Origin of the sequence: Pseudomonas sp. 14P_8.1_Bac3 (assembly GCF_025466085.1) — a bacterium.
In the GTDB taxonomy this organism is placed as follows: Bacteria; Pseudomonadota; Gammaproteobacteria; order Pseudomonadales; family Pseudomonadaceae; genus Aquipseudomonas.
This window is the reverse complement of the sequence record NZ_JANLOD010000078.1, coordinates 56020-82429: the sequence shown is the minus strand read 5'-3', so window position 1 is coordinate 82429 and position 26410 is coordinate 56020. Positions and strand designations below refer to the sequence as shown.

Annotated in this window: 20 protein-coding genes; 7 read left to right on the top strand and 13 right to left on the bottom strand. The window is 61.4% G+C overall.

The annotated features are described in order from the left end of the window. Nucleotides 1–9 precede the first annotated feature (9 nt). Nucleotides 10–1077: a tRNA epoxyqueuosine(34) reductase QueG gene (gene queG, locus NTD84_RS28970; protein WP_262172479.1), complete on the top strand. Its 1068-nt coding sequence runs from the start codon at nt 10–12 to the stop codon at nt 1075–1077. A 5-nt stretch (nt 1078–1082) separates the two neighbouring features. Here queG and NTD84_RS28965 read toward each other — a convergent pair whose 3' ends face one another. From NTD84_RS28965 to orn, 3 genes are all read right to left on the bottom strand, one after another. Beyond that, a complete protein-coding gene (locus NTD84_RS28965) occupies nt 1083–5804 on the bottom strand; it encodes an RHS repeat domain-containing protein (RefSeq protein WP_262172478.1) in 4722 nt (1573 codons plus the stop codon). Nucleotides 5805–5911: 107 nt separating this feature from the next. Beyond that, complete coding sequence (locus NTD84_RS28960) at nt 5912–6523, bottom strand: trimeric intracellular cation channel family protein (RefSeq protein WP_262172477.1); 612 nt, start codon at nt 6521–6523, stop codon at nt 5912–5914. Nucleotides 6524–6677: 154 nt separating this feature from the next. Next, the gene (orn, locus tag NTD84_RS28955) at nt 6678–7220 is read right to left on the bottom strand and encodes an oligoribonuclease (RefSeq protein WP_262172476.1); all 543 of its coding nucleotides are present in this window, start codon (nt 7218–7220) and stop codon (nt 6678–6680) included. 107 nt (nt 7221–7327) lie between these two features. Between orn and rsgA the strand changes: the two genes are divergently transcribed. Next, nucleotides 7328–8359, top strand: coding sequence for a small ribosomal subunit biogenesis GTPase RsgA (gene rsgA, locus NTD84_RS28950; RefSeq protein ID WP_262172475.1), 1032 nt, complete (start codon nt 7328–7330; stop codon nt 8357–8359). Between the two features lie 31 nt (nt 8360–8390). Here rsgA and NTD84_RS28945 read toward each other — a convergent pair whose 3' ends face one another. From NTD84_RS28945 to motA, 3 genes are all read right to left on the bottom strand, one after another. Continuing rightward, nucleotides 8391–8513 carry a hypothetical protein gene (locus tag NTD84_RS28945; RefSeq protein WP_262172474.1) on the bottom strand — a complete coding sequence of 41 codons (123 nt, stop codon included), beginning with the start codon at nt 8511–8513 and terminating at the stop codon, nt 8391–8393. Between the two features lie 80 nt (nt 8514–8593). After that, entirely contained in the window at nt 8594–9622 is a 1029-nt protein-coding gene (gene motB / locus NTD84_RS28940) for a flagellar motor protein MotB (protein WP_262172473.1), read from the bottom strand. A gap of 3 nt (nt 9623–9625) precedes the next feature. Next, the gene (motA, locus tag NTD84_RS28935; protein ID WP_262172472.1) at nt 9626–10477 is read right to left on the bottom strand and encodes a flagellar motor stator protein MotA; all 852 of its coding nucleotides are present in this window, start codon (nt 10475–10477) and stop codon (nt 9626–9628) included. A gap of 166 nt (nt 10478–10643) precedes the next feature. Here motA and NTD84_RS28930 point away from each other — a divergent pair, with 166 nt between their 5' ends. From NTD84_RS28930 to NTD84_RS28915, 4 genes are all read left to right on the top strand, one after another. Continuing rightward, a complete protein-coding gene (locus NTD84_RS28930) occupies nt 10644–12182 on the top strand; it encodes an HDOD domain-containing protein (RefSeq protein ID WP_262172471.1) in 1539 nt (512 codons plus the stop codon). Between the two features lie 39 nt (nt 12183–12221). Continuing rightward, nucleotides 12222–13037 carry a thiosulfate sulfurtransferase gene (rhdA, locus tag NTD84_RS28925; RefSeq protein ID WP_262172470.1) on the top strand — a complete coding sequence of 272 codons (816 nt, stop codon included), beginning with the start codon at nt 12222–12224 and terminating at the stop codon, nt 13035–13037. Between the two features lie 18 nt (nt 13038–13055). Then, nucleotides 13056–13916 (top strand): archaetidylserine decarboxylase, encoded by an 861-nt coding sequence (gene asd, locus NTD84_RS28920; protein WP_262172469.1) that lies wholly within the window; start codon nt 13056–13058, stop codon nt 13914–13916. Between the two features lie 202 nt (nt 13917–14118). Continuing rightward, nucleotides 14119–15906: a molecular chaperone gene (locus tag NTD84_RS28915; protein WP_262172468.1), complete on the top strand. Its 1788-nt coding sequence runs from the start codon at nt 14119–14121 to the stop codon at nt 15904–15906. A 134-nt stretch (nt 15907–16040) separates the two neighbouring features. Here NTD84_RS28915 and serB read toward each other — a convergent pair whose 3' ends face one another. Next, nucleotides 16041–17255, bottom strand: coding sequence for a phosphoserine phosphatase SerB (gene serB, locus NTD84_RS28910; protein ID WP_262172467.1), 1215 nt, complete (start codon nt 17253–17255; stop codon nt 16041–16043). A gap of 135 nt (nt 17256–17390) precedes the next feature. Between serB and NTD84_RS28905 the strand changes: the two genes are divergently transcribed. After that, nucleotides 17391–18917 (top strand): AhpA/YtjB family protein, encoded by a 1527-nt coding sequence (locus NTD84_RS28905; RefSeq protein WP_262172466.1) that lies wholly within the window; start codon nt 17391–17393, stop codon nt 18915–18917. A 226-nt stretch (nt 18918–19143) separates the two neighbouring features. On the opposite strand, the gene NTD84_RS28900 is transcribed toward NTD84_RS28905, so the two are convergent. The 6 genes from NTD84_RS28900 to NTD84_RS28875 all read right to left on the bottom strand — a co-directional run bounded on the left by NTD84_RS28900 (nt 19144) and on the right by NTD84_RS28875 (nt 26373). Then, nucleotides 19144–19857, bottom strand: coding sequence for a membrane integrity-associated transporter subunit PqiC (locus tag NTD84_RS28900; protein WP_262172465.1), 714 nt, complete (start codon nt 19855–19857; stop codon nt 19144–19146). Between the two features lie 176 nt (nt 19858–20033). After that, nucleotides 20034–22301 (bottom strand): DNA topoisomerase IV subunit A, encoded by a 2268-nt coding sequence (gene parC, locus NTD84_RS28895; RefSeq protein WP_262172464.1) that lies wholly within the window; start codon nt 22299–22301, stop codon nt 20034–20036. Between the two features lie 7 nt (nt 22302–22308). Next, nucleotides 22309–22833, bottom strand: a complete 525-nt coding sequence (locus NTD84_RS28890; protein WP_262172463.1) for a TIGR02281 family clan AA aspartic protease — start codon at nt 22831–22833, stop codon at nt 22309–22311. Next, nucleotides 22830–23819: an esterase-like activity of phytase family protein gene (locus NTD84_RS28885; RefSeq protein WP_262172462.1), complete on the bottom strand. Its 990-nt coding sequence runs from the start codon at nt 23817–23819 to the stop codon at nt 22830–22832. The genes NTD84_RS28890 and NTD84_RS28885 overlap by 4 nt, the downstream gene beginning before the upstream one ends. Further along, complete coding sequence (gene parE / locus NTD84_RS28880; RefSeq protein ID WP_262172461.1) at nt 23819–25723, bottom strand: DNA topoisomerase IV subunit B; 1905 nt, start codon at nt 25721–25723, stop codon at nt 23819–23821. The genes NTD84_RS28885 and parE overlap by 1 nt, the downstream gene beginning before the upstream one ends. 41 nt (nt 25724–25764) lie before the next feature. Continuing rightward, complete coding sequence (locus tag NTD84_RS28875) at nt 25765–26373, bottom strand: YqiA/YcfP family alpha/beta fold hydrolase (protein ID WP_262172460.1); 609 nt, start codon at nt 26371–26373, stop codon at nt 25765–25767. Between the last annotated feature and the right edge of the window lie 37 nt (nt 26374–26410).

Genomic DNA, 26410 nt, shown 5'->3' with positions numbered 1-26410 from the left:
TCTCGCCTCATGCCCGCTATTACCACAGACCTGCCCGCCCTCGCCCAATCCATCAAGGACTGGGGCCGCGAGCTGGGCTTTCAGCAAGTCGGCATCAGCGGCCTGGATCTCGCCGAGCATGAGCAGCACCTGGAGCGCTGGCTCGACGCCGGCTACCACGGCGAAATGGACTACATGGGCGCCCACGGCAGCAAACGCTCACATCCGGAAGAGCTGGTGCCCGGCACGCTTCGGGTCGTTTCCCTACGCATGGACTACCTGCCGGGCGACACCGAAATGGCCAAACGCCTGGCCGAACCGGAAAAGGCCTACGTCTCCCGTTATGCCTTGGGCCGCGATTACCACAAATTGATCCGTAAACGCGTGCAACAACTGGCAGAAAAAATTCAGGCCGTCATCGGCCCGTTCGGTTACCGCGCGTTCGTCGACAGCGCACCCGTGCTGGAGAAAGCCATCGCGGAACAGGCGGGCCTGGGCTGGATCGGCAAAAACACCCTAGTCTTGAACCGCAAGGCCGGCAGTTATTTCTTTCTCAGCGAATTGTTTGTCGACCTGCCGCTGCCGGTAGACCCGCCCCACAGCAGCGAACATTGCGGCCGCTGCACCGCCTGCCTCGACATCTGTCCGACCAACGCCTTTGTAGGCCCCTACGTGTTGGACGCACGACGCTGCATTTCGTACCTGACCATCGAACTGAAGAGTGCGATTCCGGAAGAATTGCGGCCGTTGATCGGCAACCGGGTGTTCGGCTGCGATGACTGCCAGATCGTCTGCCCCTGGAACCGCTTCGCCCGACCGTCCGGGGAAAGTGACTTCAAGCCTCGGCACAACCTGGACAACGCCGAACTGGCCGAGCTGTTTATGTGGGACGAAGACAAGTTCCTCAGCAGCACCGAAGGTTCGCCGCTGCGTCGCGCGGGATATGAACGCTGGTTGCGCAACCTCGCAGTGGGCCTGGGGAATGCGCCTTCGACGATTCCGGTGCTCGAAGCGTTGAAGGCGCGGCAGGATTATCCGTCGGAGCTGGTCAGGGAACATGTTGAATGGGCACTGAAGCAGCATTCGGCGCGCGCCTGATCGGGTCAGAGGTGGCCGCCGACCTGCTGGATCGTCACCAGTTTGTCCGTGTCGTCCACCAGGTAGGTCACGCGGTCTGCACCGCCGATACGCACCTCCCACTGATCAACCTTATTCACTTTATTACCGAGCGCGTCTTTCCAGTTTTTCGTATGGCTCTGGAGAAAGGTCGGTTTCGGATCGCCCATATGCCGGGCCGCTTCGGCCGGGTTGACGCCCTCGTGATAGATGGCGTTCTTGAAACTGTCGTACTCGCCCTGTTGTGCGCGCTTGAGCTGCTTCGAGATGCTCTTCGGATCGGCCAGTTTGATTCGCCACGGGCCATTGCCGCGAAAGCCATCGCTGACCTTCGCCGCCCCTTTGCTGCCAACGGCCGCTGCCGACGGCGGGCCGTTCGGGCTCAGCCCGTTCGAGAACGCTTTATTGAGGCGGTTGCCCCATTGAACCGAAGCCTTGCCCGCGGCAGCCATTCCCGCGGCCAGCGACCCAGCGCCAAGACCGAGACTGACCCAATCCAGAATTTCCGCTGCTTCAGACTCCGGGTCGTACGCCCGTAGCGCAGCGCCGGCGGTGCCGATCACGCCGGATGCCACACCCAGCGCCAGCCCGGCTATCGCCAGCGGCGTCGCGGCGCCCAATGTCAGGACACTGGCCACGATACCGACCACCGAGAGAACTCCGCTCAATATCGCCTCCCAGAAATGCCCGGTCGGATCAATCCGGTTGATCGGGTCGCCAGCGCAGTACGCGTACGGGTTCAAACCGCCGGCAGCGAATGGGCCGACGCTGTCAGGGCTGATGAAACGCATCAGCGTCGGGCTGTAACCGCGATAGCCGTTGCCCAGCAGGTATAAGCCGGTCTGCGGATCGAGTTGCTCGCCGCTGAACCCCGGACTTCCTGGCGCCGCCCGATGCCCATAGGGGCTGTAAGCAAAATGCCGACGCTGTCCGCTCAGTGTCTCGGCCAACACGCTGTGCTGCTGATCGACGCCGAACAGCCGGATCGCCGCATCGCTGCCCTGGCGATCCTGACCCAGCAGAACGCCCGCCGAGCGCAATAGCGTACGCTTGCGGGCGCCGCGTATCTCGTTGCTGTGTCGCCCCTTCTGATAGAAGCGCCGGGTGGCCGGCCCGGAGGGTTGTGACAGCTCGACCAGTTGATCCCGGGCGTCGTAATAAAAGGTGCGTATCACCTCGTCGGTCGCATCGGTGACTTGGGTAAACCGCCCCAAGGGGTCATACGCCAGTTTTCGCCGTTGTTCATCCTCGATCAGGTGCCCGTTGGGGTCGTAGCGCAGGACCGCGGGTGCCGGGTAGTCAGGGTGGCTGTTGCGGATGTTCGTCAACTGGGTCGGGTCACTCGCGAGATATTCGAACGTCGCGAGGTTCACGCCGTCAGGGAATTCGGTTTCCAACGTGAGGATGTTATCCAGCGCATCGAATACGTAACGCTGCCGACGAATCTCTTTGCCCTGGGCATCCCGCGGCCGCTGGGTGCCCTCGCACTCATAAAGGCTGAGACGGCCGCGGCAATCGTAAGTGAATCGCTCGCTGCGCAAGACTTGCTGATCCTGCTTCAAAGTCTTCTGCGCCAGTTTGTTCGCCAGGGTGTAAGTCGACGACAGGACTTGAGTAACGCCACCGCCAAGCTCGAAGGTGCGAGACACCTCACGCCCAAAATCATCGTAGGCCAGGCGCGTGACCAGCGAACGTTGCGCCTTCGCGGCGCGCGTATCGATGGTCATCAGTTGACCCAGGGTGTTGTAGGAAAAAGTCGCATTCAGTGCGCGGTGTTTGAATGACCGTGGGCGACCTGCGTCGTCGTAATCGGTCGCATGCGTCTCGCCCAGCACATCAATGCAACTGAGCGGACGGCCGCCCAACGAGTAGGTGTAGGAGGCCGCTTTCTCATCGGCGCCAACGGTCGATGCCTCGCGCTTGAGACGCCCGGCGCGGTCATATTCAAACTGGCTTTCGCGCCCCTGCTCGACACATTGGGTCAGCTCGCCGAGCTGAGGGTGATAGTTATAGGTCGCGAGCAAGCCGCTGGTTTGCCGCCGCGTGACAACCCCGCCCAGAGCGGGCTCATAGTGGTACTCGATCCGCTGGCCACCAGGCATCTGCTTCCAGGCCGGCTGGCTGAAACCGCCTTTGTATCCGGTCCGGGTAGTGCGCTCGCCGACGGTACTCAGGGTCAAACGCCCCAGCCCGTCAAACACCTGCTGCCCGAGCGTGCGCCCGGCAACGGTGATGTTGATCGGCAAGGGCTCCTGACAATGCTGCGCGTACGAAGTCTGCACCGCGCTGCCGTCGGGCAATGTGCTGAGAATCAGGCGATTGAACACGTCATAGGCATACGTCGTGCGGTTACCCACGGCGTCGATCTGGCTGACGCTGCGGCCCAGCCCATCGTAGGTGTAAAGCTGTTTGCCCTGGCTTTTCGAGGAGGTATCGAACAGTTCGATGCTGTCGGGTTTGCCGAAGGCGTTGTAGACCGTGACCGATTTGCCCATCCCTTCCCGCCAGGCCGTCTCCGTGCGAGTGACCGGGTCATGGTCGCAGTGCTCCCGACGGCCATCCGGGTTCAACGTGGTGTTGACCTGCCCCCACTCATCGAAGGCGAACGTGGTGGTGAATACGCGCCTTTGGTCATGCCACCGGTCTATGCGCTTTTCCCCCGTCAGTTGGCCCAGCGCGTTGTACTTCGCGGCATAGACCTCGCGGAACACCACACCCTCCAGTTGATCCGGGTCTTGCTCTTCGATTTCGATGATCCGGCCGAGTCCGTCATAGCGACTTCTGGTTTGTAGATGGTTGGCGTCCTTGCTGAGCTTTGTCACCCGGGTTTGAGCGCCTTTGTTCTCCACATGAAAGCGGGAACTGCAACGACTCTCGAACCGGGTGTCTGGCGCAACGGTTTTACTGAACTCGCGCCCCAAAACGTCGTAGCTGAAGACGACTTTCCCCTGATCTTCGTTTTGCTCCGAGCGCTTCAATCCGTTGATCGTGGAAAACGTCACGGTCGATGTTTTGCGGGTGTCATCAAAGCCGATCTGAAGGGTTTCGACCGCTAGCGAGAGGTCATCAATCCGGTACTCGAAGCGGGTCAAGCTGGCCTCGCCGTTCTGCCTGACGATCTGTTTCTGCAACACCACGTAAGCCTGATCGCCCGCGTTCATCCTGGCGTACTCGAAATCAGTCTGCGAACGAAGGATGTCGCCTTCGGTGGTGCACTCATAGAACGCCTGCTGCGCCAGGACCACATCACTGCCGGGCTTTCCCGTTGCTCCAACTTGCTGATAGGAAAAATTCGTCTGCGTCGTCGAAGCCTGGGCAAACTCCGCTGCCGGCCGCACGGTTCGTTTTTTTTCGAAGCGCACGAACCCCAGAGGGTCCGCGGGGCAGCCCTCGGCCCCGCTCACCGGGTAAAACTCTGACTCAGTGATGAGCCCGTTCGGCGCGACATGCTTGAGCAGGTTGCCCCAGGCATCGAACTCGGTCGTCGTCACTTCTTCGCGAAAGGCTTTGGTCCTGAGGTTCTCGTAGCGCAGCGTCTGAACCCTGGGCAGATGACATTGCGGGGGTTGCTCCGAGAACGGCTTGCCCGGTTCAAGGTGATACTCGATCGTTCGGGAAATCTCGCTGTGCCCGCAGGTGGTCACTTGCGAGATCAGCAAATGGCAATGGTTGTAAGTGCGCTTGATCGAGCGATGCACCGTGGCGCCGTTCATCAGCATCTCCGTGGAGGAATACTGGTAGGTCGACGGACTCTGGAGAAGCGTGTCACCGCCTTGCGACCAGTGGGCTTGATCACCATCATGTCCAAGGAAATTGGTCTGGGAGAACGCATAATTCGTAGTGATCGCCGGCTGCTGGCCAGGAAAAACCGTATGGGAAATCACGTGGGGGATCGTCGGATGTGGGCCGTCTAGCGGAAGGCGATGGCCTGCCGCCTTGTAGCCAATGAGCGCTCGGGCACCTAAAGGCGATGTCACTTCCGTCAGGCATTCGACGCCATCCACTGCCTCGCTTTTCAGCGACCAGGCGCTGCCATCAGGCAATTGCACGGAGGTCACCCTGCCGCTCTCCAGCTTCAGCGTAAAAGTCGCGGCGCATTCGCTGTCGGGATACAGAGTCAATGTCACTTGGCCAGACGGCCGAGCTATCTTCAGCAGCGCTCGACTGGCGTCCCGCACGGCGGACAGCACCGGCTTGCCGTCAATGACCTGATAATCGAGCGTGACCGCCGCACCGTTGGCAGACATGATCCTTCTCGGCACTGCCAGATCGCTGCCGGCGTAAATCTCCAACTCTTCGGTCAAACCGCTTTTGTGCACGACGTTGAAACGCCCGGGGCCTGGGCACAGGACGTTGAGTGAATGCAGCTTCAGCTCTTCAAAAACCAGCCCGGACGCCGTCTGTCTCGCCCGGTAACGCTGCCCTCCGGACAACGTGAGCAGGCCGCTGACCACGTCGTAACGGGTCAATGCCAGCGCCCACCCCTTGCCGAATCCGCTGTCGCTGCCATGAAGCGGGCTGAAGAAAAGCCTGATCGGCAGCGAAGGGCCCTGCAGAAAGCATGAAACCAGTTCGCCCAATGTCAGGGCACAGGTGTAAAGGCCGGTGCGGGGATCGACACCGCCGGTCAGGAACTCACCGAAGTTGAAAGCGTTGGAATGTAGGGTTTCTGGTGAGCCTGGCGCGCTCACAGTGGATGAATCGGGCATGTAAATAACCTTTAAACAGTGGTGAGCCACAGCTTATTAAGTTATTCACGCGGCGAGACTTATCTATATACCGCCGCCAGACAGGCGATGTATGCGAGGCGAGGGCGTTATTGCTCGTCGTTATAGACGAATTTCGGCATTTCCCAGTGAAAACGAATGGCCAGCAACCGCAGCAAGAAGCCACCGAACAAGGTGATCAGAATCGCCTGTTCGCCGGGCATTTGCAGGTAGAGGCAGAGCATGTAGCACCAGGCTGCCGCGAACGACACGCTGGCATAGAGCTCGCGACGGAAGATCAGCGGAATGTCGTTGCAGAAGATGTCGCGGAGGATGCCACCGAAGACCCCGGTGATCACGCCACTGACCGACGCCACCAGCATGCCGTGGCCCATTTCCAGGGCAGTCATGCAACCGATCAGGGTGAATGCCACCAGACCCACGGCGTCGAGGACCAGAAACAGCGAGCGCAGGTGGCGCATCCAGCGCGCGGCGAAGACGGTGAACATCGCTGCGACCGACGTCAGCACCAGGTATTCCGGGTGTTTCACCCAGGTCAGCGGGTAATGGCCGAGCAGCACGTCCCGCACCGAACCACCGCCCAACGCCGTGACGCAGGCGATCAGCACCACGCCAAACCAGTCCATGCCCCGGCGACCGGCAGAGAGGGCGCCGGTCATGGCTTCGGCGGTGATGGCGATCAGGTAAAGCATCAACAACATGGTGGCGGTCCTTGCGGGAAGGCGCGCAGTCTAGCCATTAAGGCGTGCTTATTGAAGCAGGCGTGCTCTATCTGTAGGCGCCGGCTTGCTGGCGATGGCCTCCTCAAGTGCGCCATCGCCAGCAAGCTGGCTCCTACAGGTCCGCGTTCCAGCGTTAAAACTTGATGAAATGCTGGCGGTAATGCTGCAACTCGGCGATCGATTCGCGGATGTCGTCCAGCGCCAGGTGGGTGCTGCCCTTCTTGAAGCTGTCACGCACGTCCGGCGCCCAGCGCGCGGCCAGTTCTTTCAGGGTCGAGACGTCGAGGTTGCGGTAATGGAAATAGCTTTCCAGGGATTTCATGTGGGTATAAAGGAAGCGGCGGTCCTGGCAGATGCTGTTGCCACAGATCGGCGACTTGCCCTTCGGCACCCATTTTTCCAGGAAAGCGATGGTTTCGGCTTCCGCCTGGGCCATGCTGATGCGGCTGTCGCGAACGCGCTGGGTCAGGCCCGAGCCGCCATGTTGACGGGTGTTCCACTCGTCCATGCCGGCGAGGATTTCATCGCTGTGATGGATCGCGATCACCGGGCCTTCGGCCAAGGTGTTCAAGTCGCTGTCGGTGACGATGGTGGCCATCTCGATGATGACGTCGGTATCAGGGTTCAGACCGGTCATTTCCAAGTCGATCCAGATCAGATTCTGCGGGTTTTGCATGTGTCGGCTCCTAGGCAATGCTGCGCAGTTTAGCCTAGGGCGGCGCCCGGGCGTGCTAAACTCGCGGCCGTTTTACCTAATCGCTGCATTCTTGATACGGAACACCCATGGCCAAACGCCAACTCAATCGTCGTCAAAACTGGCGCATCGAAAAGATTCAGGGCGAACGCGCTGCCCGCGCCGCCAAACGCGAGTCCTCGGCTGTCGAGGCACTTGAGGGTGGCGACCTGGGGCCCGAACAGACGGGCCTGGTGATCGCGCACTTCGGTGTGCAGGTCGAAGTCGAAGCCCTCGATGGCGATCTGGCCGGCCAGGTGTTCCGCTGCCACTTGCGCGCCAACCTGCCCGCACTGGTGACCGGCGATCAGGTGGTCTGGCGTGCCGGCAACCAGGGTATCGGGGTGATCGTGGCGCAACTGCCGCGCAAAACCGAACTCTGCCGCCCTGACAGCCGCGGCCAGCTCAAGCCGGTGGCAGCCAACGTCGACATGATCGTCATCGTCTTCGCGCCACTGCCCGAGCCTCACGCCAACCTGATCGACCGTTATCTGGTCGCCGCGGAGCACGCCGGGATCCGACCGTTGCTGCTGCTCAACAAATTCGACCTGATCGACGAGCAGAACGCCCCGGCGCTGAACGCCTTGCTCGCGGTCTACCGCACGCTGGGTTACCCGGTGCTGGAAGTGTCGGCGCATCACGGCAACGGCATGGAGCAACTGCAGAAACAGCTGGACGGACGCATCAGCGTGTTCGTCGGCCAGTCCGGCGTCGGCAAGTCCTCGCTGGTCAACAGCCTGCTGCCGGAAGTCGAAACCCGCGTCGGCCCGCTCTCCGAGCTGTCCGGCCAGGGCACCCACACCACCACCACCGCGCGACTGTTCCACTTCCCCGGTGGCGGCGAGTTGATCGACTCCCCGGGGATCCGAGAATTCGGCCTGGGTCACGTCAGCCGCGCCGACGTCGAAGCCGGCTTCATCGAGTTCAACGACCTGATCGGCACCTGCCGCTTCCGCGACTGCAAGCACGACCGCGAACCTGGGTGTGCACTGCTCAAGGCTCTGGAAGAAGGGCGCGTGCAGCAGCAACGGATGAACAGTTATCGCTCGATCATTGCGAGCTTGCCGGAGAGCAGCTACTAAACCGCTTCTCACATCGCTGGCAAGCCAGCGCCTACAGAGCTCGTTGTTTCGGGATCACGCCAAACCCTGTAGGAGCCAGCTTGCTGGCGATGGACGCAAGGGCGCCGCGTTCATTCAGGCAGCCCGCGTTATCGTTGGCGACCATCGCGAGCATGCTCGCTCCTACAGGGATGGTGGCCGTCGCCAAACCAGCCGCATAAAAAAAGCCGACATCGCTGTCGGCTTTTTTGTGGGTCACTGCTTGGGCGGCTCGCCCGGCTTTGGCGCCGCATCTTCAAACAGGTTCAAACGCTCGCGCAGTTCGTGCGCCGGCACCGGTTGCTTGTCGGCGGGCACTGCGTTTGGATCGACCGGCGTGCCGGGCGCCTCACCCGGAGCGTCCTGCCCCGGCGCTGGTGTCGACGCCGGATCGGCACCTTGTGCACCTTCTATAGCCTGCTGGGCTTTCTTGGTTAGCACGACGATGTCGATACGACGGTTGACCGGGTTAAACGGATTCTTGCGATCGAACAATGCCGAAGACGCATATCCGACGACCCGTGCAACCTGCGCATCCGGATAGCTGCCGGCTACCAATGCACGGCGGGCAGCGTTGGCTCGGTTGGCCGACAACTCCCAGTTACCAAAATCGCCAGTTCCCGAATAAGGCTTCGCATCGGTATGACCGCTGATGCTGATCTTGTTCGGCACCGCTTTGATGGTGTCCGCCATGGCCAGCAGGATGTCTTCGAAATACGGCTTAAGACGGGCGCTGCCCGAGTCGAACATCGGACGGTTTTCCGCGTCCATGATCTGGATGCGCAAGCCGTTCGGGGTGATCTCGAACAGGATCTGGTCCTTGAATTTCTGCAGCTGCGGGTTTTCGTCGACCTTGTTCTGCAGTTCTTGCAGCAACAGTTCCAGACGTTCCTTCTCGACCATCTCGGCCATGCCTTCGACCTGTTCGGCGTCGACAGTCACCTTGTCCGGCTGAGGCTGGGATTTAACCTCAGGGTTGAGGGTGTTCTCCGGCGCCAGGGTCGGCGTGCCGCCCAGATCGATGATGTAGGGCGTGCCGCTTTCGGAAAAGCCGACCGGATCCTTGAAATAACCGGCGATGGCGATCTTCTGTTCCGGGGTGGCGGTGGACAGCAGCCACAACACCAGGAAGAACGCCATCATCGCCGTGGCGAAGTCAGCGAAGGCGATCTTCCAGGCGCCCCCGTGATGCCCGCCGGCGATGCGCTTGACGCGCTTGATGATTATCGGCTGATTATTTTCCATGACTTAGCGACCGCGAACCGCTTGTTCCAGCTCAGCGAAGCTAGGACGGTGCGCCGGGTACAGAACCTTGCGCCCGAACTCCACCGCCAGTGATGGCGGCATGCCGGAAGCCGAGGCTACCAGCGACGCCTTGATGGCTTCGTAGACGTTCAGTTCTTCCTTGGCATCGTGGGCCAGGGAATGCGCCAGCGGACCGAAGAAACCATAGGCCGCGAGAATACCGAAGAAAGTACCTACCAATGCCGCACCCACGTGCAGGCCGATGGACTTCTGGTCGCCTTCGCCAAGGGAAGCCATGGTCACCACGATACCGAGTACCGCCGCGACGATACCAAAACCCGGCATGGCGTCGGCGATGCCGTTCACCGCGTGGGACGGGTGCTCGAGGTCTTCCTTGAGGCTGTAGAGTTCCATGTCGAACAAGCCTTCCAGTTCATGGGGGGCCATGTTGCCGGAGGACATGATCCGCAGGTAATCGCAGATGAACGCGGTCATGCGCTCGTCTTTCAACACCGCGGGGTATTTGGCGAAGATCGGGCTCGCGGCGGCATCTTCGATGTCGCCTTCGATGGCCATCATGCCTTCGCGGCGACTCTTGTTGAGGATCTCGTAGATCAGGCCCAGCACTTCAAGATAGAAGGTGTGGGTGAATCGCGAACTGAACATGCCCAAGGATTTCTTGAGCACATGCATCGTCATGTAGCCGGGGTTGGCCTGCAGGAATGCGCCGAGGGCTGCACCGCCGATAATCATCACCTCGAAGGGCTGGATCAGGGCGGCAATCTTGCCGTGGGAGAGCACGTATCCGCCGAGCACGCTCGCGAATACGACGATGATGCCGATTATTTTAGCCATAGGTAGGGGAGCACTTACTGAGTCGGGTTCAAGGTCATATTCGGAAGTTAAAAAATCTCTTCTTCTACTTATCGGCAAAACTGCGCCAGACTATAGCCAGTTCAGGCGAAAAGCCAATTTGGCCCATTCAGGGCATAGGTAATGCAGACGATGATCGCGTCCAACCATGGCTAACGAAACGAACGTCTCCACGCCAAAACCGACCACACTCGCAGGCTGGGTCAAGCTGCTCGATGGCGTGCGCCTGCCGGTTCCGCAGGGCAGCCACGACCGGGTCTGCAAGGCCATCGCGGACAACCGCAGCTCGCTGCGCGACATCGCCGACCTGATGCAGGACAGCCCCGCCCTGGCCTTGAGCGTGATTCGCGAAGCCAACCGGCACACCCATGGCGGCATGACCGCGCTGGCGGAAAACCTTGAGGTGGCGATCAATCGCCTCGGTTTGAAGCGCACTGAAGAACTGCTCGCCCGCCTGCCTGCGGAACCGGAAGCGCAAATCCCCGTGGCCCTGCGTCAGCTGCAATTGATCAGTCAGCATGCCACCCAACAGGCCAACGGTTTTTTCGCCGCACGCCTGGCCCGGCTGTGGCAGGACATCCATTGGGGCAGCCTGTTGTTTCTTTCGCCCTTGTGGCCGATGGCGCTAACCCATCCCCGGTTGCTCGAAGAATGGGAACTGCGGGTCATCCATAAAGGTGAGTCGGCGGCCACCGTCGAGAAACAATTGTTCGGGGTTCGCCTGCTGGACATTGCTCAGGCGCTGGTGGAGATCTGGCACCTGCCGATCTGGGTGCAACAGGGTTACAAGCTATTGCTCAATGAACAGCGGGAGTTGGTGAAAGTTCTGCGCATCGCCCGCGACGTCGATCACCCGCTGCGCCAGCAGAACCGTCTCGACGACGATCCGACGTTGCGCCGCTGGCTCAATCAGCCCGCCAACACCGTGCTGCTGGCCAACGGCCTGGCGCTATCGGCGCAACAAGCCTGGGACAGTCCGCACAGCGAGCGCTGGCAATACCTGACCAGCCTTTACCTGCAAATGCCGATGGACGACGTGCAGCAGCAATTGCACCAGCAGGCTGCCAACAGTGCACGCCAGCACGCTCGGTCCGACCTCTGGCACCCCGCCGTTTCTTTGCTCTGGCCGTGGGGCACGAAGCGGGTTCACGCCGGGTTACTGCCGGCCCCGGCGCCGACCGCCGAAGACCTGACGAAATGGCGCCAGCAATGTGCCGAACTGTTGGTCGAGCCGAGCCGCTTCACCAATGCCATGCACCTGACCAACTCCGCCCGCGACGCACTGGTCGCCTGCGGTATGCGTCGGGTGATGATCCTGATGGCCGATCGCACCCACGCCAATTTGCGGGTGCACCAGATCGCCGGATTGCCTAAAGAAACAGCCGGGCTGAATTTCGCAGTGAGCCAGAGCACCGTGTTGCAACGCCTGCTCTCGCAACAGGCCCAGATGCGCCTGACCCCGGCCAACAACGCACAATTTTCGGCGCTGCTGCCGGCCAGCCTGCGTTCGCAGTTCGGTGGCGAACACCTGCTGTTACGCTCGCTGGTCAACAACGGCCGCGTGATCATGATCGTTGTAGCGGATCAGGGCGGCGGGCCGTTTTCGGAAATCACCGTGCAGGCCTTCGGGAAAACCGCGCAGTGCATCGAGAAAGCGCTGCACAGCTTTAGCCATCGCGGGCAATGACCCGCTACAATCCCCCCCTTTGTGCTCTGGAGACCTCACATGTCTGACTTCTCTGGCTTGCCGCTGGTGATCGAACCGAGCGACTTGCTCCCTCGCCTCGACGCCCGCGATCTGATTCTGGTGGACCTGACCAGCAGCGCCCGCTATGCCGAAGGGCATATTCCCGGTGCGCGCTTTGTCGATCCGAAACGCACGCAACTCGGCCAGCCGCCGGCGCCCGGCCTGATGCCGCCGCAAGCGGCACTCGAAGCGTTGTTCGGTGAATTGGGGCACAACCCCGACGCGGTCTACGTGGTGTACGACGACGAAGGCGGCGGTTGGGCCGGGCGTTTCATCTGGCTGCTGGATGTCATCGGCCATCGCAACTACCACTACCTCGACGGCGGCCTGACGTCGTGGCTGGCCGAAGGCTCGCCAATGTCGATCCAGATCCCGGCCCCGGTCGGCGGCCCCGTGGCGCTGACGTTGCACGACGAACCGACCGCGACCCGTGAATACCTGCAATGCCGTCTCGGCGCCGCCGACCTGGCGATCTGGGACGCGCGTGGACCGCTGGAATACTCCGGCGAGAAAGTCCTGGCGGCCAAGGCCGGGCACATTCCCGGCGCGGTTAATTTCGAATGGACCGCAGGCATGGACCCGGCGCGCAACCTGCGCATCCGCAAAGACATGCCGCAGATCCTCGAACAGCTCGGGATCAGCAAAGACAAAGAAGTGATTACCCACTGCCAGACTCACCACCGTTCTGGCTTCACCTATCTGGTGGCCAAGTCCCTCGGTTATCCGCGGGTCAAAGGCTACGCCGGCTCCTGGGGCGAATGGGGCAACCACCCCGATACGCCTGTCGAGATTTAAGGTTTTTAAGGACAGTTAATGAATAAGCGTCTGTTTATCCTCAGCCAATACTTGCTGCCTCACCACTTGCTTTCGCGACTGGCCGGCTGCATCGCCGAATGCCGTGTGCGCTGGTTCAAGAATGCCTTCACCGCATGGTTCGCCAAGCGCTATCAGGTGGACATGTCCCAGGCCCTGGTCGAAGACCTGACCGCCTACGAGCACTTCAACGCCTTCTTCACCCGCGCCTTGAAAGACGGCGCGCGCCCACTGGACGAAACCCCGGGCGCGATCCTCAGCCCAGCCGATGGCGCGGTCAGCCAGCTCGGCCCGATCGAGCACGGTCGCGTGTTCCAGGCCAAGGGCCACAGTTTCAGTGTGCTGGAATTGCTCGGCGGTGACGCAGCCAATGCTGCGCCGTTCATGGGCGGCGATTTCGCGACTATCTATCTGTCACCGAAGGATTACCACCGCGTGCACATGCCGCTGGCCGGCACCCTGCGGGAAATGGTCTACATCCCGGGGCGGATTTTCTCGGTCAACCAGACCACCGCTGAAAACGTGCCGGAGCTGTTCGCCCGCAATGAGCGTGTGGCCTGCATTTTCGACACCGAGCGCGGGCCGATGGCCGTGGTGCTGGTGGGCGCGATGATCGTGGCGTCGATCGAAACCGTCTGGGCGGGCCTGGTAACGCCGCCGAAACGCGAGCTGAAAACCTTCCGCTACGACGAAGCCGCTCGTGCGCCGATCCATCTGGAAAAAGGCGCGGAACTGGGTCGCTTCAAACTGGGATCGACCGCAGTCGTGCTGTTCGGGCCGGATCAGGTGCAGTGGGCTGAAGAACTGGCGGCAGGTTCGCCGGTGCAGATGGGTCAGGGTCTGGGCTCGCCGAAGGCTTAAATGCGTCTCCTGTAGGAGCGAGCGCGCTCGCGATGGTCTTGAACGATAACGCTGGGAGCCTGAAACCCCGCAGCGCTTTGACATTCATCGCGAGCAAGCTCGCTCCTACAGGGAATGGCGACTCCAATCCCCCTCACCCGTTAAGAGCTGATACAGTTCAGCCATTCACTGCCCATTTTCCCGGTTGGAGTTTGTTCACGGCATGAATGAGACCAGTCCCCACCTTCTTTTACGCGCGCCGATCCCGGCACAGTCGCGCCTGTCGTTCTGCGAAGCGACTCCGCGCGACCTCAAACGCTGGATCGCCGACCTGCCCAAGGCCAACATCGGCGAAACCGCGCGCCAGCTCTATCAAGGCTTGAGCGAGCTGAACCAGTTGCTGACGCCCAGCGACAATCGCCTGCAACTGCTCGAACTGCTGCGGCCCGAGGTGTATTACGTCTGCAAACACCTGGAGCGGCACTTCCTGCACCAATCGATCGTTCTCGATGAGCGCTCGCGCAAGATCGCCAACCTCTGCCAGGCGCTGCAAAGTCACCTGGCGATGGGCTACAAACAGATCGTCGTGCGCATCGCCCCGCGCTTCAGCAAGGATCGCGCGCCGCTGCTGACCCAGGCGTTGCAGCGGGCGATGCATTGCCTGAACGGCTCGCTGATCCGCGCCACCGAACTCTATTGCCCGGTGCCGGAAGGGGTGTGGCTGGAGCTGCATCAGCTGTACCGGATCGCCTGCCTGCATCGGCTCCAGCACCTGGGCCTGCGTGATGAGCTGGCCAGTCTGACGCAGACCCTCAGCGTCGAGCAGACTTACGTGGTCGCGCTGCTGCTGGGGGCCGCCCGGTGCAATCAGTTGCGGCAGAACCAGATCGCCCGGCTCGCCGAAGTGCTGGAGCCCTGGAGCAAGCTGCTCAAGCTGCAACCGGAATCGCCCGCCGATGGCTTGTTTGCCGTCGCCCCGGAACTGGACGTAGCGCCGCGCTATCGTTCGAAATTCCGCGCCGAGCAGCAAGCCAGTCTGTTGGGTCTCGATCCACAGCCGCTGGTCGCGGCCATCGAAGCGCATCTGCAAAAAACCGACAGCGCCTCGCCACTGCCCGTGCCCTCAGGACTCAGTGTGGATACCCTGCAACACCTGAATGCCGCCTGGGGCCAGGCCGTCGAGCGCAGCTTTCAGCGCACCCCTAGCCAAGGCACTCTGACCCTGTGCGTGGGCATGAGCGCGCTGCACTTCTATCTGGGCGGGCAACGGCCGTTCAACGAGATCCTGAAAAACCCCGGCGCCGGCCGTGCGCAGTTCAAGGCCACGTCCCCCACCGGCCGGGAGAAAGACCAATGGAGCCACGCGTTCGATGCAGCGCCACACGGCACCGCTGACACGTTGCTGCCCTACGAAGAAATCGAATACCCGCAACTGCAGAACGATGACAGTCACGACGCCGCGGACCGTAACCGGCACTTCCCGACCTACGTCCTGCCGGTGATCAACCACAGCCCGGGCGGGTATTGCCTCGCCTGGCCAGGCGCAGTGCCGGCCGAGCTGCAGGCGGGCGAGATGGTGGGTATCGAGGATTCGGCGGGAGCAGGCTGGAGCATCGCCGTGGTGCGCTGGATCCGCCAGGTTCGCGGTGGCGGAACGCAAATGGGCATCGAGCAAGTCGCACCGTACGCCGAGCCTTGCGGCCTGCAACTGGTGCGCACCCGCGATGACCACAGCCATTACCTGCGTGGCCTGTTATTGCCCGCCATCAGCGCGATCGACCTACCGGCTACCCTGCTCGCCCCGCGACTGCCGTTTCAGGAAGGCAACAAGGTGCTGATCAACACCAACGGCGAGGAACGCCGGGCCGGGCTGGATCGGCGAGTGGCGAGCACCAACAGCTTCAATCAGTTTGCTTATCGGTCACTGGAGGCGGCCAAGAGCGAGAGCGCCGCGGGGAGCGGCGTGGTCAGTTCCGAGGAAGATTTTGATTCGTTGTGGAAGACGCTTTGAGCTGAATCTATAAGACCGCGGCGCGGCCTTCGCGAGCAAGCCCGCTCCCACAGTGATCCGGTTCCTTCAGGAGAATGCGGTCAACTGTGGGAGCGGGCTTGCTCGCGAAGTGGCCCGTTCAGACGCCCAGGATATTAGAGCTGCCCGTCACGATCCCGGAAGCCCAACAAATACAGCACCCCGTCCAGCCCCAACGTGGAAATCGCCTGCTTCGCCGACTGCTTCACCAGCGGTTTGGCACGGAACGCCACGCCCAACCCGGCAATCGCCAGCATCGGCAAGTCATTGGCGCCATCACCGACCGCAATGGTCTGCTCCAGCCGTAAACCTTCCTTATGCGCCAACTCCTTCAGCAGATCCGCCTTGCGTTGCGCATCGACAATCGGCTCGACCGCCACGCCAGTTACCTTGCCGTCGACCACTTCCAGTTCGTTGGCGAACACATAGTCGATACCGAGCTTGGCCTGCAACTGCTTGGCGAAGTAGGTGAAGCCGCCGGAGAGAATTGCCGTCTTGTAGCCCAGGCGCTTGAGTTCGGCGAACAGGGTTTCGGCGCCTTCGGTCAGGCGCAACGAAGCGCCGATTTCGTCCAACACGCCGACATCGAGCCCTTTGAGCAAGGCCAGGCGCTCCTTGAAGCTGGCGCGGAAATCCAGTTCGCCGGCCATCGCTCGCTCGGTGATTTCTGACACTTTGTCGCCTACGCCCGCAGCCTTGGCCAGTTCGTCGATGACTTCGGCCTCGATCAGCGTCGAGTCCATGTCGAACACCGCCAGCCGGCGGTTGCGGCGGAACAGCGAATCTTCCTGGAACGCGATGTCGACGTTCAACTCCTGGGCCACGCTGAGGAATTCCGCCCGCAGCGCTTGCGGATCCGCCGCTTCGCCGCGCACCGAAAACTCGATGCAGCCTTTGCCCTTGTCAGCCGGCGTGTCCAGCGGCATGCGCCCGGACAGGCGATCGATGTGATCGATGTTCAGGCCATATTTGGCGGTAATCGAGCTCACGGCCTGCAATTGCCCGGCAGTTACTTTGCGGGTCAATAGCGTCACGATGTGGCGTTTTTTGCCCTGGTTGCCAACCCACTGCTGGTAATCCTGTTCAGACACCGGCGTAAACCGCACTTGCTGATCGAGTTCGTACCCCTTGAACAGGATGTCCTTGAGTACCGACTTGCCTTGCTCGGTGTCAGGAATCTCAACCAGGATGCCGAAGGACAGGGTGTCGTGGATCACCGCCTGACCGATGTCGAGAATGTTCACACCACCCTGGGACAGAACGCCGGTAATGGCCGCAGTCAGACCCGGACGGTCGACTCCCGTGATGTTTATCAGGACGATTTCGCGCAAGGCGCACCCCCGCAGGTGGAAAAAAACCGCATTCTACCCACTTTCAGTGACCATCGGGCACCGTGAGCGCTTTGCCGGTCTAGGGCCTGTCGCTATACTGCGCGTCAACTTCACGGACAAAAGAGCCGAGCTCAAGTGAACCGGCCCACGCCAGTAAAAACCGATAACTTCTTTCTGCTGATCTTCCGGGCACTGCGCCATCGCCGTGTACCGATTGCATTGCGCATCGCCAGCCATAACGTGATCCTGGTCGCTCTGGCCTTGGTGATCTACGCCTGTGTGATGGGTTTGCAGTTCAAGCAGGCCATGCACGAGCAGGCGGATGCCCTGGGCGAAAGCCTGACCACGCAGACCGCCACGTCGGCGACGGAGCTGTTGGTGTCCAACGACATCCTCAGCCTCAACGTGCTGCTCAACAACCTCACCAAAAACAAGCTGGTGGCCCACGCCGCCATCTACAGCGTGGATAACCGTATCCTTGCCGAAGCCGGTCAGCGCCCCAAGCACAGCCTGCTGGGCGAAGCCGAAGGCATGTACCAGAGCAAGATCACCTTCCAGGACGTGACCGCCGGGCAATTGCGCATCAGCCTGGACATGGACCAATTCCAGCAGCCGATGACCATCAGCCTGCAAAGCATGGGCATCTTGAGTGCGATTCTGTTGGCGTTGTCGCTGGCCTTGAGCCTGCGCCTGGGTCGGCACATCTCCACCCCGCTGCTGCAATTGCGCGTATGGCTGCGCAATATCGACGAATACACCCCGGCGACTGACCGTCAGGACGAGATCGGCGACCTGGCGCGGCAACTGCACGCCAATTTCGCGCCGGAACCGGCCGAGCCTGAGCCTGCACCGGAACCCGAGTACGACGACAGCGATTACGAAGACGCCGACGAGCCGTCCTTCGAAGTGCGCAACCTGCGTGACCCGAGTTTCGACGAAAGCAAGCCGGTCGCCGCCCTCAAGCCTGCGCCACGGCACATTGTCAGCACCGTCGAAGATGACGATGACGACGATGCGTTTGCCGATCTGCGTGATGAGTCGGCCGACAGTGCGCCTAAACCGCTCGCTAAACCGGTGATTTCCAACGTGCCGCAGCACAGCGCGGTGCTGGCTGTGCAACTGGGCGCTCAGGATCAACTGCGTCGTCTGCCTCGCACCCGCCTGGAAGAATTGCTCAAACGCTACCGCGATTGCCTCGATCAGGCCGCTTCGCTCTATGAGGGCGAGCTGCATAGCCTGAACGACGGCAGCACGCTGATGGTCTTCCACACCGAGGACAGCGGCGACGATTACCTGACCAACGCCATCTGCTGCGGTGAGTTGCTGCGCGCCCTCGGCCATCAGTTGCAGATCGAAGTCGCCGACAGCGGCATCACCCTGCAATTGCAGTTGGGCCTGACCCTTGGCGACGGCTTGTTCGGCCTGAGCCAGATCGACCTGCTGCTGACCGAAACCGCACAGGACGCCCTGGCCCTGTCGCAACACAGCCGCAACCTGCTGCTAGTGGAGCGCAAAATCGGTGACGACGTGCTGATTCGCCAGCGTGCGCGGATTCGCCCGATTGCCAGCCCTGAGGGTGCGTGCTGCGTGGAGCGGTTGATGGAGCCTTATCCGTCGATGCTTGAGCGGCAATTGGCGCGGATGCATGAGCGTCGGGCCTAGAGCCTCGTTATGAAGAAGCCCGCAGATGAGTGATTGTCTGCAGGCTTTTTTGTTGCCTGTTCCGGCCCCATCGCCAGCAGGCTGGCTCCCACATTGGATTTGTGGTGTACACATGCCCCTTGTGGCAGCCGGCCTGCTGGCGATTGGGCCAGAACAGGCAGATTACCGCCTCGCAAAAACAACAAGGCCCGCATCAACGCGGGCCTTGTTTCAAATCCATCCAGCTTCAGAAGCGGAACACTTCCATATCCGTCCGGATCGGCGAGGCCATCGGGATCTTCGGCTGCTTTTCCTGCTCCGTCGCCGGTGCTGCGGGCTTCGGAGCCGGTTTACGCGGTGCTTCAGCAATCGGTGGCTGATTGGCCAATGGCTTGAGCGCCACCGACAGCTGTTCAGCCAGGCGCTGCAACAATACGCCCTGAGCCTGGACCTGCGCCGCGGTACCGCCGGCGTGCTGCTCCTGCAGATGAATGATGCGGTTATCGCGAACCTGACCACGACGGTCGATCAGACGCCATTGCGCATCCAGAATCGCTGGTTGCGATTCACCCGAGTCCAGACGCGTGATGGTCAGCAGCACCTGAACATCCGGTGTGAAGCCGAGGGTCGCCGGGGCTAGCACGACACGCTGGCTGTCAAGGTGACCGGCCACCTGACGCAGCAACAACTGGTCGATGTCGGAAGACAGGCTTCCCGCCCAACGACCATCGGTCGCCGCCTGGAGGCTGCCATCCGGTTGACGCTGCAGCAGGGTTTCCCGTTGCAGGTAATCGGCAACCGTGACCGGACCGAGTAATACCGCCATGCCCGCGCTTTGCGCAGGTTGAGCCGGACTTCCGCTGTCCAGCTGGTACAGCGACACCGGTTGGTGAACGCTGCAACCCGCCAGGCCAAGAACGCCGGCGAGCATCAAAATAAAAGGAAGGCGCAGAGCAGTCATCGTCCCATCCAGGTGATTGCCACAAGGCTAATCACAGTGAAAATACTCAATAAATATGAAGAACGCTCGGCCACGCCGGCGCTTGAAAGGCCATATCATCCGTGAATATGCGTTCCGACTCCAGCGCGAAAGCGTCGATCTACGCGTTAAATCGTAGATCGAGCGCTCTAGGACGCTTAATTGAGGTTTTCGACGAGCAGCGCATCCACCCTCTGGAAGCCACGTGGCAATTTGTTGCCACGACGCCCACGCTCACCTTTGTAGTGCTCGAGGTCGTCCGCTTTCAGCGACAAGGTACGTTTTCCGGCCTGCAGCACCAACGTGGCACCGTCGGGCAGTACGGCGATGTCCGTGACATATTCTTCGCGACTGGCTACACGCTCACCGGAGATCCCGATGATCTTGTTGCCTTTGCCCTTACCTAATTGTGGCAGATCGCTGATTTTGAAGATCAGCAGGCGACCTTCGGTGGTCACCGAGGCCAGCCAGTTGTTCTCACGATCAGCCACCGGCCGCGGCAGAATCACTTTCGAATTGTTCGGCAAGCTCAGCAGGGCCTTGCCTGCCTTGTTTTTGGCCTGGAAGTCTTCGCCCTTGACCACGAAACCGTAACCGGCGTCGGAGGCGATCACGTACAGCGAATCGTCTTCGGGCATCAGCACGCATTCGAAGGTCGCACCGGGCGGCGGTGTCAGACGGCCAGTCAGTGGTTCACCCTGGCCACGGGCCGAAGGCAAGGTGTGCGAGGCCACAGAATAGCTGCGGCCGGTAGAGTCGATAAACACGGCAAACTGGTTGGAACGACCCGGCGCCAGCGCCTTGAAACCGTCCCCGGCCTTATAGGAGAGTCCCGTGGCGTCGATTTCGTGTCCCTTGGCAGAGCGAACCCAGCCTTTTTCCGACAGCACTACCGTGACTTTTTCGTTCGGCAGCAGGTCGTGTTCGGTCAGGGCCTTGGCTTCGGCGCGCTCGACGATCGGCGAACGACGGTCGTCGCCATAGGTTTCGGCGTCCTTGATCAGCTCGGAGCGCACCAGTTTTTTCAGCTTGGCTTCGCTGCTCAACAGCGCCTGCAGCTTGGCTTGTTCCTTGAGCAGTTCATCCTGCTCGGCACGCAGTTTCATTTCTTCCAGTCGCGCCAACTGGCGCAAACGGGTGTCGAGAATGTAGTCAGCCTGGATTTCGCTGAGGGCGAAACGCTCAATCAGAGCGGCTTTCGGGTGCTCCTCGGTACGGATGATGTGAATCACTTCATCCAGGTTGAGGTAAGCGATCAACAAACCGTCTAACAGGTGCAGGCGACGCTCGACCTTGTCGAGGCGGAATTGCAGGCGACGACGCACGGTCTGCACCCGGAACTCCAACCACTCGACCAGCAACGCCCGCAGGTTTTTCAGCTGCGGCTTGCCGTCGAGGCCGATGATGTTGATGTTGACCCGGTAGCTGGACTCCAGCTCGGTGCTGGCGAACAGATGCTGCATCAGCGCGTCGTGGTCGAAGTTTTTCCGCGCGCCCGGAATGATCACGATGCGGCAAGGGTTTTCGTGGTCGGATTCGTCGCGCAGGTCAGCGATCTGCGGGGCTTTCGACGGTTTGGCCTGCATCATCGCCGCGATTTGCTCCAGCACCTTGGCGCCAGACACCTGATGCGGCAACGCGGTGACGATGATGTCGCCATCTTCGATGTGGTACACGGCGCGCATGCGCACCGAACCGCGACCGGTTTCGTAGATTTTCAGCAAGTCTGCGCGCGGCGTGATGATTTCCGCTTCGGTCGGGTAGTCCGGGCCCTGGATGTGCTCACAGAGTTGTTCGACCGTGGCTTTCGGCTCGTCGAGCAAGCGCACGCAGGCTGTCGCGACTTCGCGCAGGTTGTGTGGCGGTACGTCGGTGGCCATGCCCACGGCGATACCGGTGGTGCCGTTGAGCAGGATGTTCGGCAAACGCGCCGGCAACACAAGCGGTTCGTCGAGGGTGCCGTCGAAGTTCGGGCCCCAGTCCGCGGTGCCCTGGCCCAGCTCGCTGAGCAACACTTCGGAATAACGCGACAGCCGCGCTTCGGTGTAACGCATGGCGGCGAAGGATTTGGGATCATCCGGCGCACCCCAGTTACCCTGGCCGTCGACCAGTGTGTAGCGGTAGCTGAACGGCTGGGCCATGAGGACCATGGCTTCATAGCAGGCCGAATCGCCGTGCGGGTGGAATTTACCGAGCACGTCACCGACGGTACGCGCCGATTTCTTGTGCTTGGAATCGGCGTCCAGCCCCAACTCGCTCATCGCATAAATGATGCGCCGCTGTACCGGTTTCAGGCCGTCGCCGATATGCGGCAAGGCACGGTCCATGATCACGTACATGGAGTAGTTGAGGTAGGCATTTTCGGTGAAGTCAGCCAGTGACCGGCGTTCTACACCGTCCAGGCTGAGATCAAGGGAGTCGCTCATGCGGGCCTCATCGGTTCGTTGTCTGGCGCAGCAGCATGGTGCCACCGCGCTGGGTAAATTCAAGTTTGTTCAGCGCGCTCATACCGAGCAGCACCTGATTGCCATCCAGGCCGGGCGCGACCAGCGCGCGCACGTCGCGCAACACGATGTCACCCACCTGCAAACGGTCAATGCGGGTTCGATAACCCTGGCTCAGGCCATTTGCCGTGCTCAGGGTCACGCCGAAGCCCTCTTCGAGTTTCAGCCGCTTGGCCATTTCCGCCGGGATCGATACGTCGGTCGCCCCGGTGTCCAGCATGAAATCCACCGGCTGGCCATTGATCTGGCCGCTGGCGACGAAATGTCCCTGGTGATTGCTGACCAGTTTCACTTCGATAAAACCGTCGCCCTGTTCCGAGCTGACGACGACGTTGGGATTTTCCTGACGCGCTTCCCAATCACCGAAAAACCGCGTTGCCAAAAACAGTCCCGCGCACCACGCCAGCACCATAAACACCCGACCGGCGCGCTTGCCCGGCGTTTGCGGGGTCATGGCCTGGCGCTCCAGCCACCTTCAGGCGCGGCGAAACGCCAGACAATCGGGCGAATCTCACCGTCGTCACGGGCACCATCGTTGTTGTCGATGCCGATCCAGGCGCCCTCCGCATCCACGACCAACGCTTCCGCCAGGCCATACGCCTGCGGATATTGACGACCGTCCTGCAACGCGTCCCTGGCAAACGACCAGCAACGCTCCACCTTGGCCGTCGTTGCGTCGCGGCGGCAAATCTGGAACGCGTTGCGCTCCAGGGTAAACAGCTTGCCGTTGAACAATGACAAGTCGGCAAAGTCCCGCGAGACCGCTTTAGCCTTATCAAACTGCGCGGGCTGCATCTCCATCCCGGCTTCGCTCAGCAGCACACAGCCGCCATCGCAATCCCAAACCGTCTGCTGACGCTTGATCGTCAGCAAACCCCGGCGCTCGCGCTCCGCGGCCAGCCACAACTGATCGCCTGCCGGGTTGATCGCCAGGCCCTCGAACAGGGCGTTGAAATGCAAGAGCATGCCACTGGCCCGCGCTTCGCGGACCAGCATTGGCGAGATCTTCAACCACGAGACGGGACCGACCACCGGCACTTGCAGCACCGCGGCATGGGACTCGCTGACGAGGTAGCGATTGCCCGCGCTGTCGCAGGTGATGCCCTCGAAATCCAGGTCGCCGCCGCGCACGAAGGCGGCCGCCCAGGTCCGCGAACGCAAGCCCCAGGGCAGCCCGCTGTCCGGCACCGGCGGCACGTCGATGTGCACGGTTTCAGCCTGCCAGACCGTATCGCCGGTCTTGAGACGGTAGATCTGATCGTCGTCGCGATCGGAAATCGTCCACAAGTCCTTGCCACACTGAGCCAACCCCGACAGGTTGCCGCCGCGCATGCCCTCCACGGGATGTTCGGATAACAGGCGCAACTCCGGTGCCGGTTCGGCAAACGCCGTCACCGAGGTCAGAAGTAACGCACACGCCAGGGCCAAGCCAACCCGCATCAGCCAAGAACCTCGGCGAGGTTGCCTTTGGACTCAAGCCAGGATTTACGGTCGCCGGCGCGTTTCTTCGCCAGCAACATGTCCATCATTTCCGAGGTTGCGGCGAAATCGTCCAGGGTCAGTTGCACCAGTCGCCGGGTGTTCGGGTCCATGGTGGTTTCGCGCAGTTGCGGCGGGTTCATTTCACCCAGGCCCTTGAATCGCGTGACCTGCGGCTTGCCGCGTTTCTTCTCGGCCACCAGACGATCGAGAATGCCGTCACGTTCGGCTTCGTCGAGGGCGTAGTAGATTTCTTTGCCCAGGTCGATACGGTACAGCGGCGGCATCGCTACGTAGACGTGACCGGCATCCACCAACGGGCGGAAATGCTGGACGAACAACGCGCACAGCAGCGTGGCGATGTGCAGGCCGTCGGAGTCGGCGTCGGCGAGGATGCAGATCTTGCCGTAACGCAGCTGGCTCATGTCCGCCGCGCCGGGATCGACCCCGATGGCCACGGCGATGTTGTGCACCTCCTGGCTGGCCAGCACTTCGCTGCCGTCGACTTCCCAGGTGTTCAGGATCTTGCCGCGCAACGGCAGGATCGCTTGAAACTCTTTGTCCCGCGCTTGTTTGGCGGAGCCGCCAGCAGAATCACCTTCCACGAGAAACAGCTCGGAACGCATCGGGTCCTGGCCGGCGCAATCGGCGAGCTTGCCCGGCAACGCCGGCCCTTGGGTGATGCGCTTGCGCTCGACTTTCTTGCTGGCTTTCAGGCGACGGCCGGCGTTGTTGATCGCCAGCTCGGCCAGGAGCATGCCGGTTTCCGGGTGGGCGTTGAGCCACAGGCTGAACGCGTCCTTGACCACGCCGGAGACGAACGCCGCGGCTTCACGGGACGACAGACGCTCTTTGGTCTGGCCGGAGAATTGCGGCTCCTGCATTTTCATCGACAGGACGAAGGCAATACGCTCCCAGACGTCTTCCGGCGCGAGCTTTACGCCACGCGGCAGCAGGCTGCGGAATTCACAGAATTCGCGCATCGCGTCGAGCAGGCCCTGGCGCAGGCCGTTGACGTGCGTACCGCCCTGGGCCGTCGGGATCAGGTTGACGTAGCTTTCCTGAACACTGTCGCCACCTTCCGGCAACCACAGCAGCGCCCAGTCGACCGCTTCCTTATTACCGGCGAGGCTGCCGCAGAATGGCTCGTCGGGCAGGCGTTCGAATTCGCTGACCGCATCGACCAGGTAGGAGCGCAGGCCGTCTTCGTAGTGCCATTCGACTTTCTCGCCGGTGGCCTTGTCTTCAAAGCTGACCAGCAGCCCCGGGCACAGCACGGCCTTGGCCTTGAGCACGTGCTTGAGGCGGCTGATGGAGAATTTCGGTGAATCGAAGTACTTCGGGTCCGGCGCGAAGAACACACTGGTGCCGGTGTTGCGCTTGCCGACGGTGCCGACCACTTCCAGCTCGGTTTTCTTGTAACCGTCGGCGAAGGTCATCTGGTATTCGTTGCCGTCACGCTTGACGCGCACCCGGACTTCGGTCGACAAGGCGTTGACCACGGAAATACCCACCCCGTGCAGACCGCCGGAGAACTGGTAGTTCTTGTTGGAAAACTTGCCGCCCGCGTGGAGCTTGGTGAGGATCAGCTCGACGCCCGACACGCCCTCTTCCGGGTGAATGTCCACCGGCATGCCACGGCCGTCATCGCTGACTTCCAGGGAGTGATCGGCGTGCAGGATGACCTGCACCGACGTCGCGTGCCCGGCCAAGGCCTCGTCGACGCTGTTGTCGATGACTTCCTGGGCGAGGTGGTTCGGCCGACTGGTGTCGGTGTACATGCCGGGGCGTTTGCGCACCGGGTCGAGGCCCGAGAGGACTTCGATGGCGTCTGCGTTATAAGAGCTAGCGCTGGGAGTGGCCATGGGTTCTCGTCGTCAAATGTCGGTGAAAAAGAGGCGATGGCTCACAGTGCCGTGAAATCAATCGCCTGATACAAATCTGCGCCGATGCCGGCAAAACTCAGCATTGCCGGCAATCGCTCGGCAAAACCCTGGAAACCATGGTCGCCGCCAGCCTGGATACGCAAGGCACAGGCCCGGTAATACTGCTGGGCGAGGCGATAATCCAGCGTTTCGTCACCGGTCTGCAACCACACCTGGTAACGCTGCGGATCCCGGGGCGCCGGCACTTCCAGTTCGGCCAGGGCCGTCACGTGGTCGTGGGTCAATTCCCAGGCCTCATCGGTATACAGGTTTTTCTGCGTCCCCAGATACCCGTCGAACATCCGGTGCGGACTGACGGCAGGGTTGATCAACAGGGCCTTGAGGCCATGGCGCTCGGCCAGGTGAGTCGCATAGTAGCCGCCGAGTGAGCTGCCGACCAGCAGTGGCCGCCCAAGCTCGGAAATCGCCTGCTCCAGCTGACCGATGGCCTCGCGTGGATGGTGATGCAAGGCCGGCACCCGCAGTTGGTCGCTCAAGCCCAGACGCTCCATCACCTGCACCAACTGCGTGGCCTTTTGCGAGGCGGGGGCGCTGTTGAAACCGTGGATGTAAAGGATCGAACCGGACATTTGAACTCCCTGTGCGTCGGGTAAAGAGGCGGAGTTT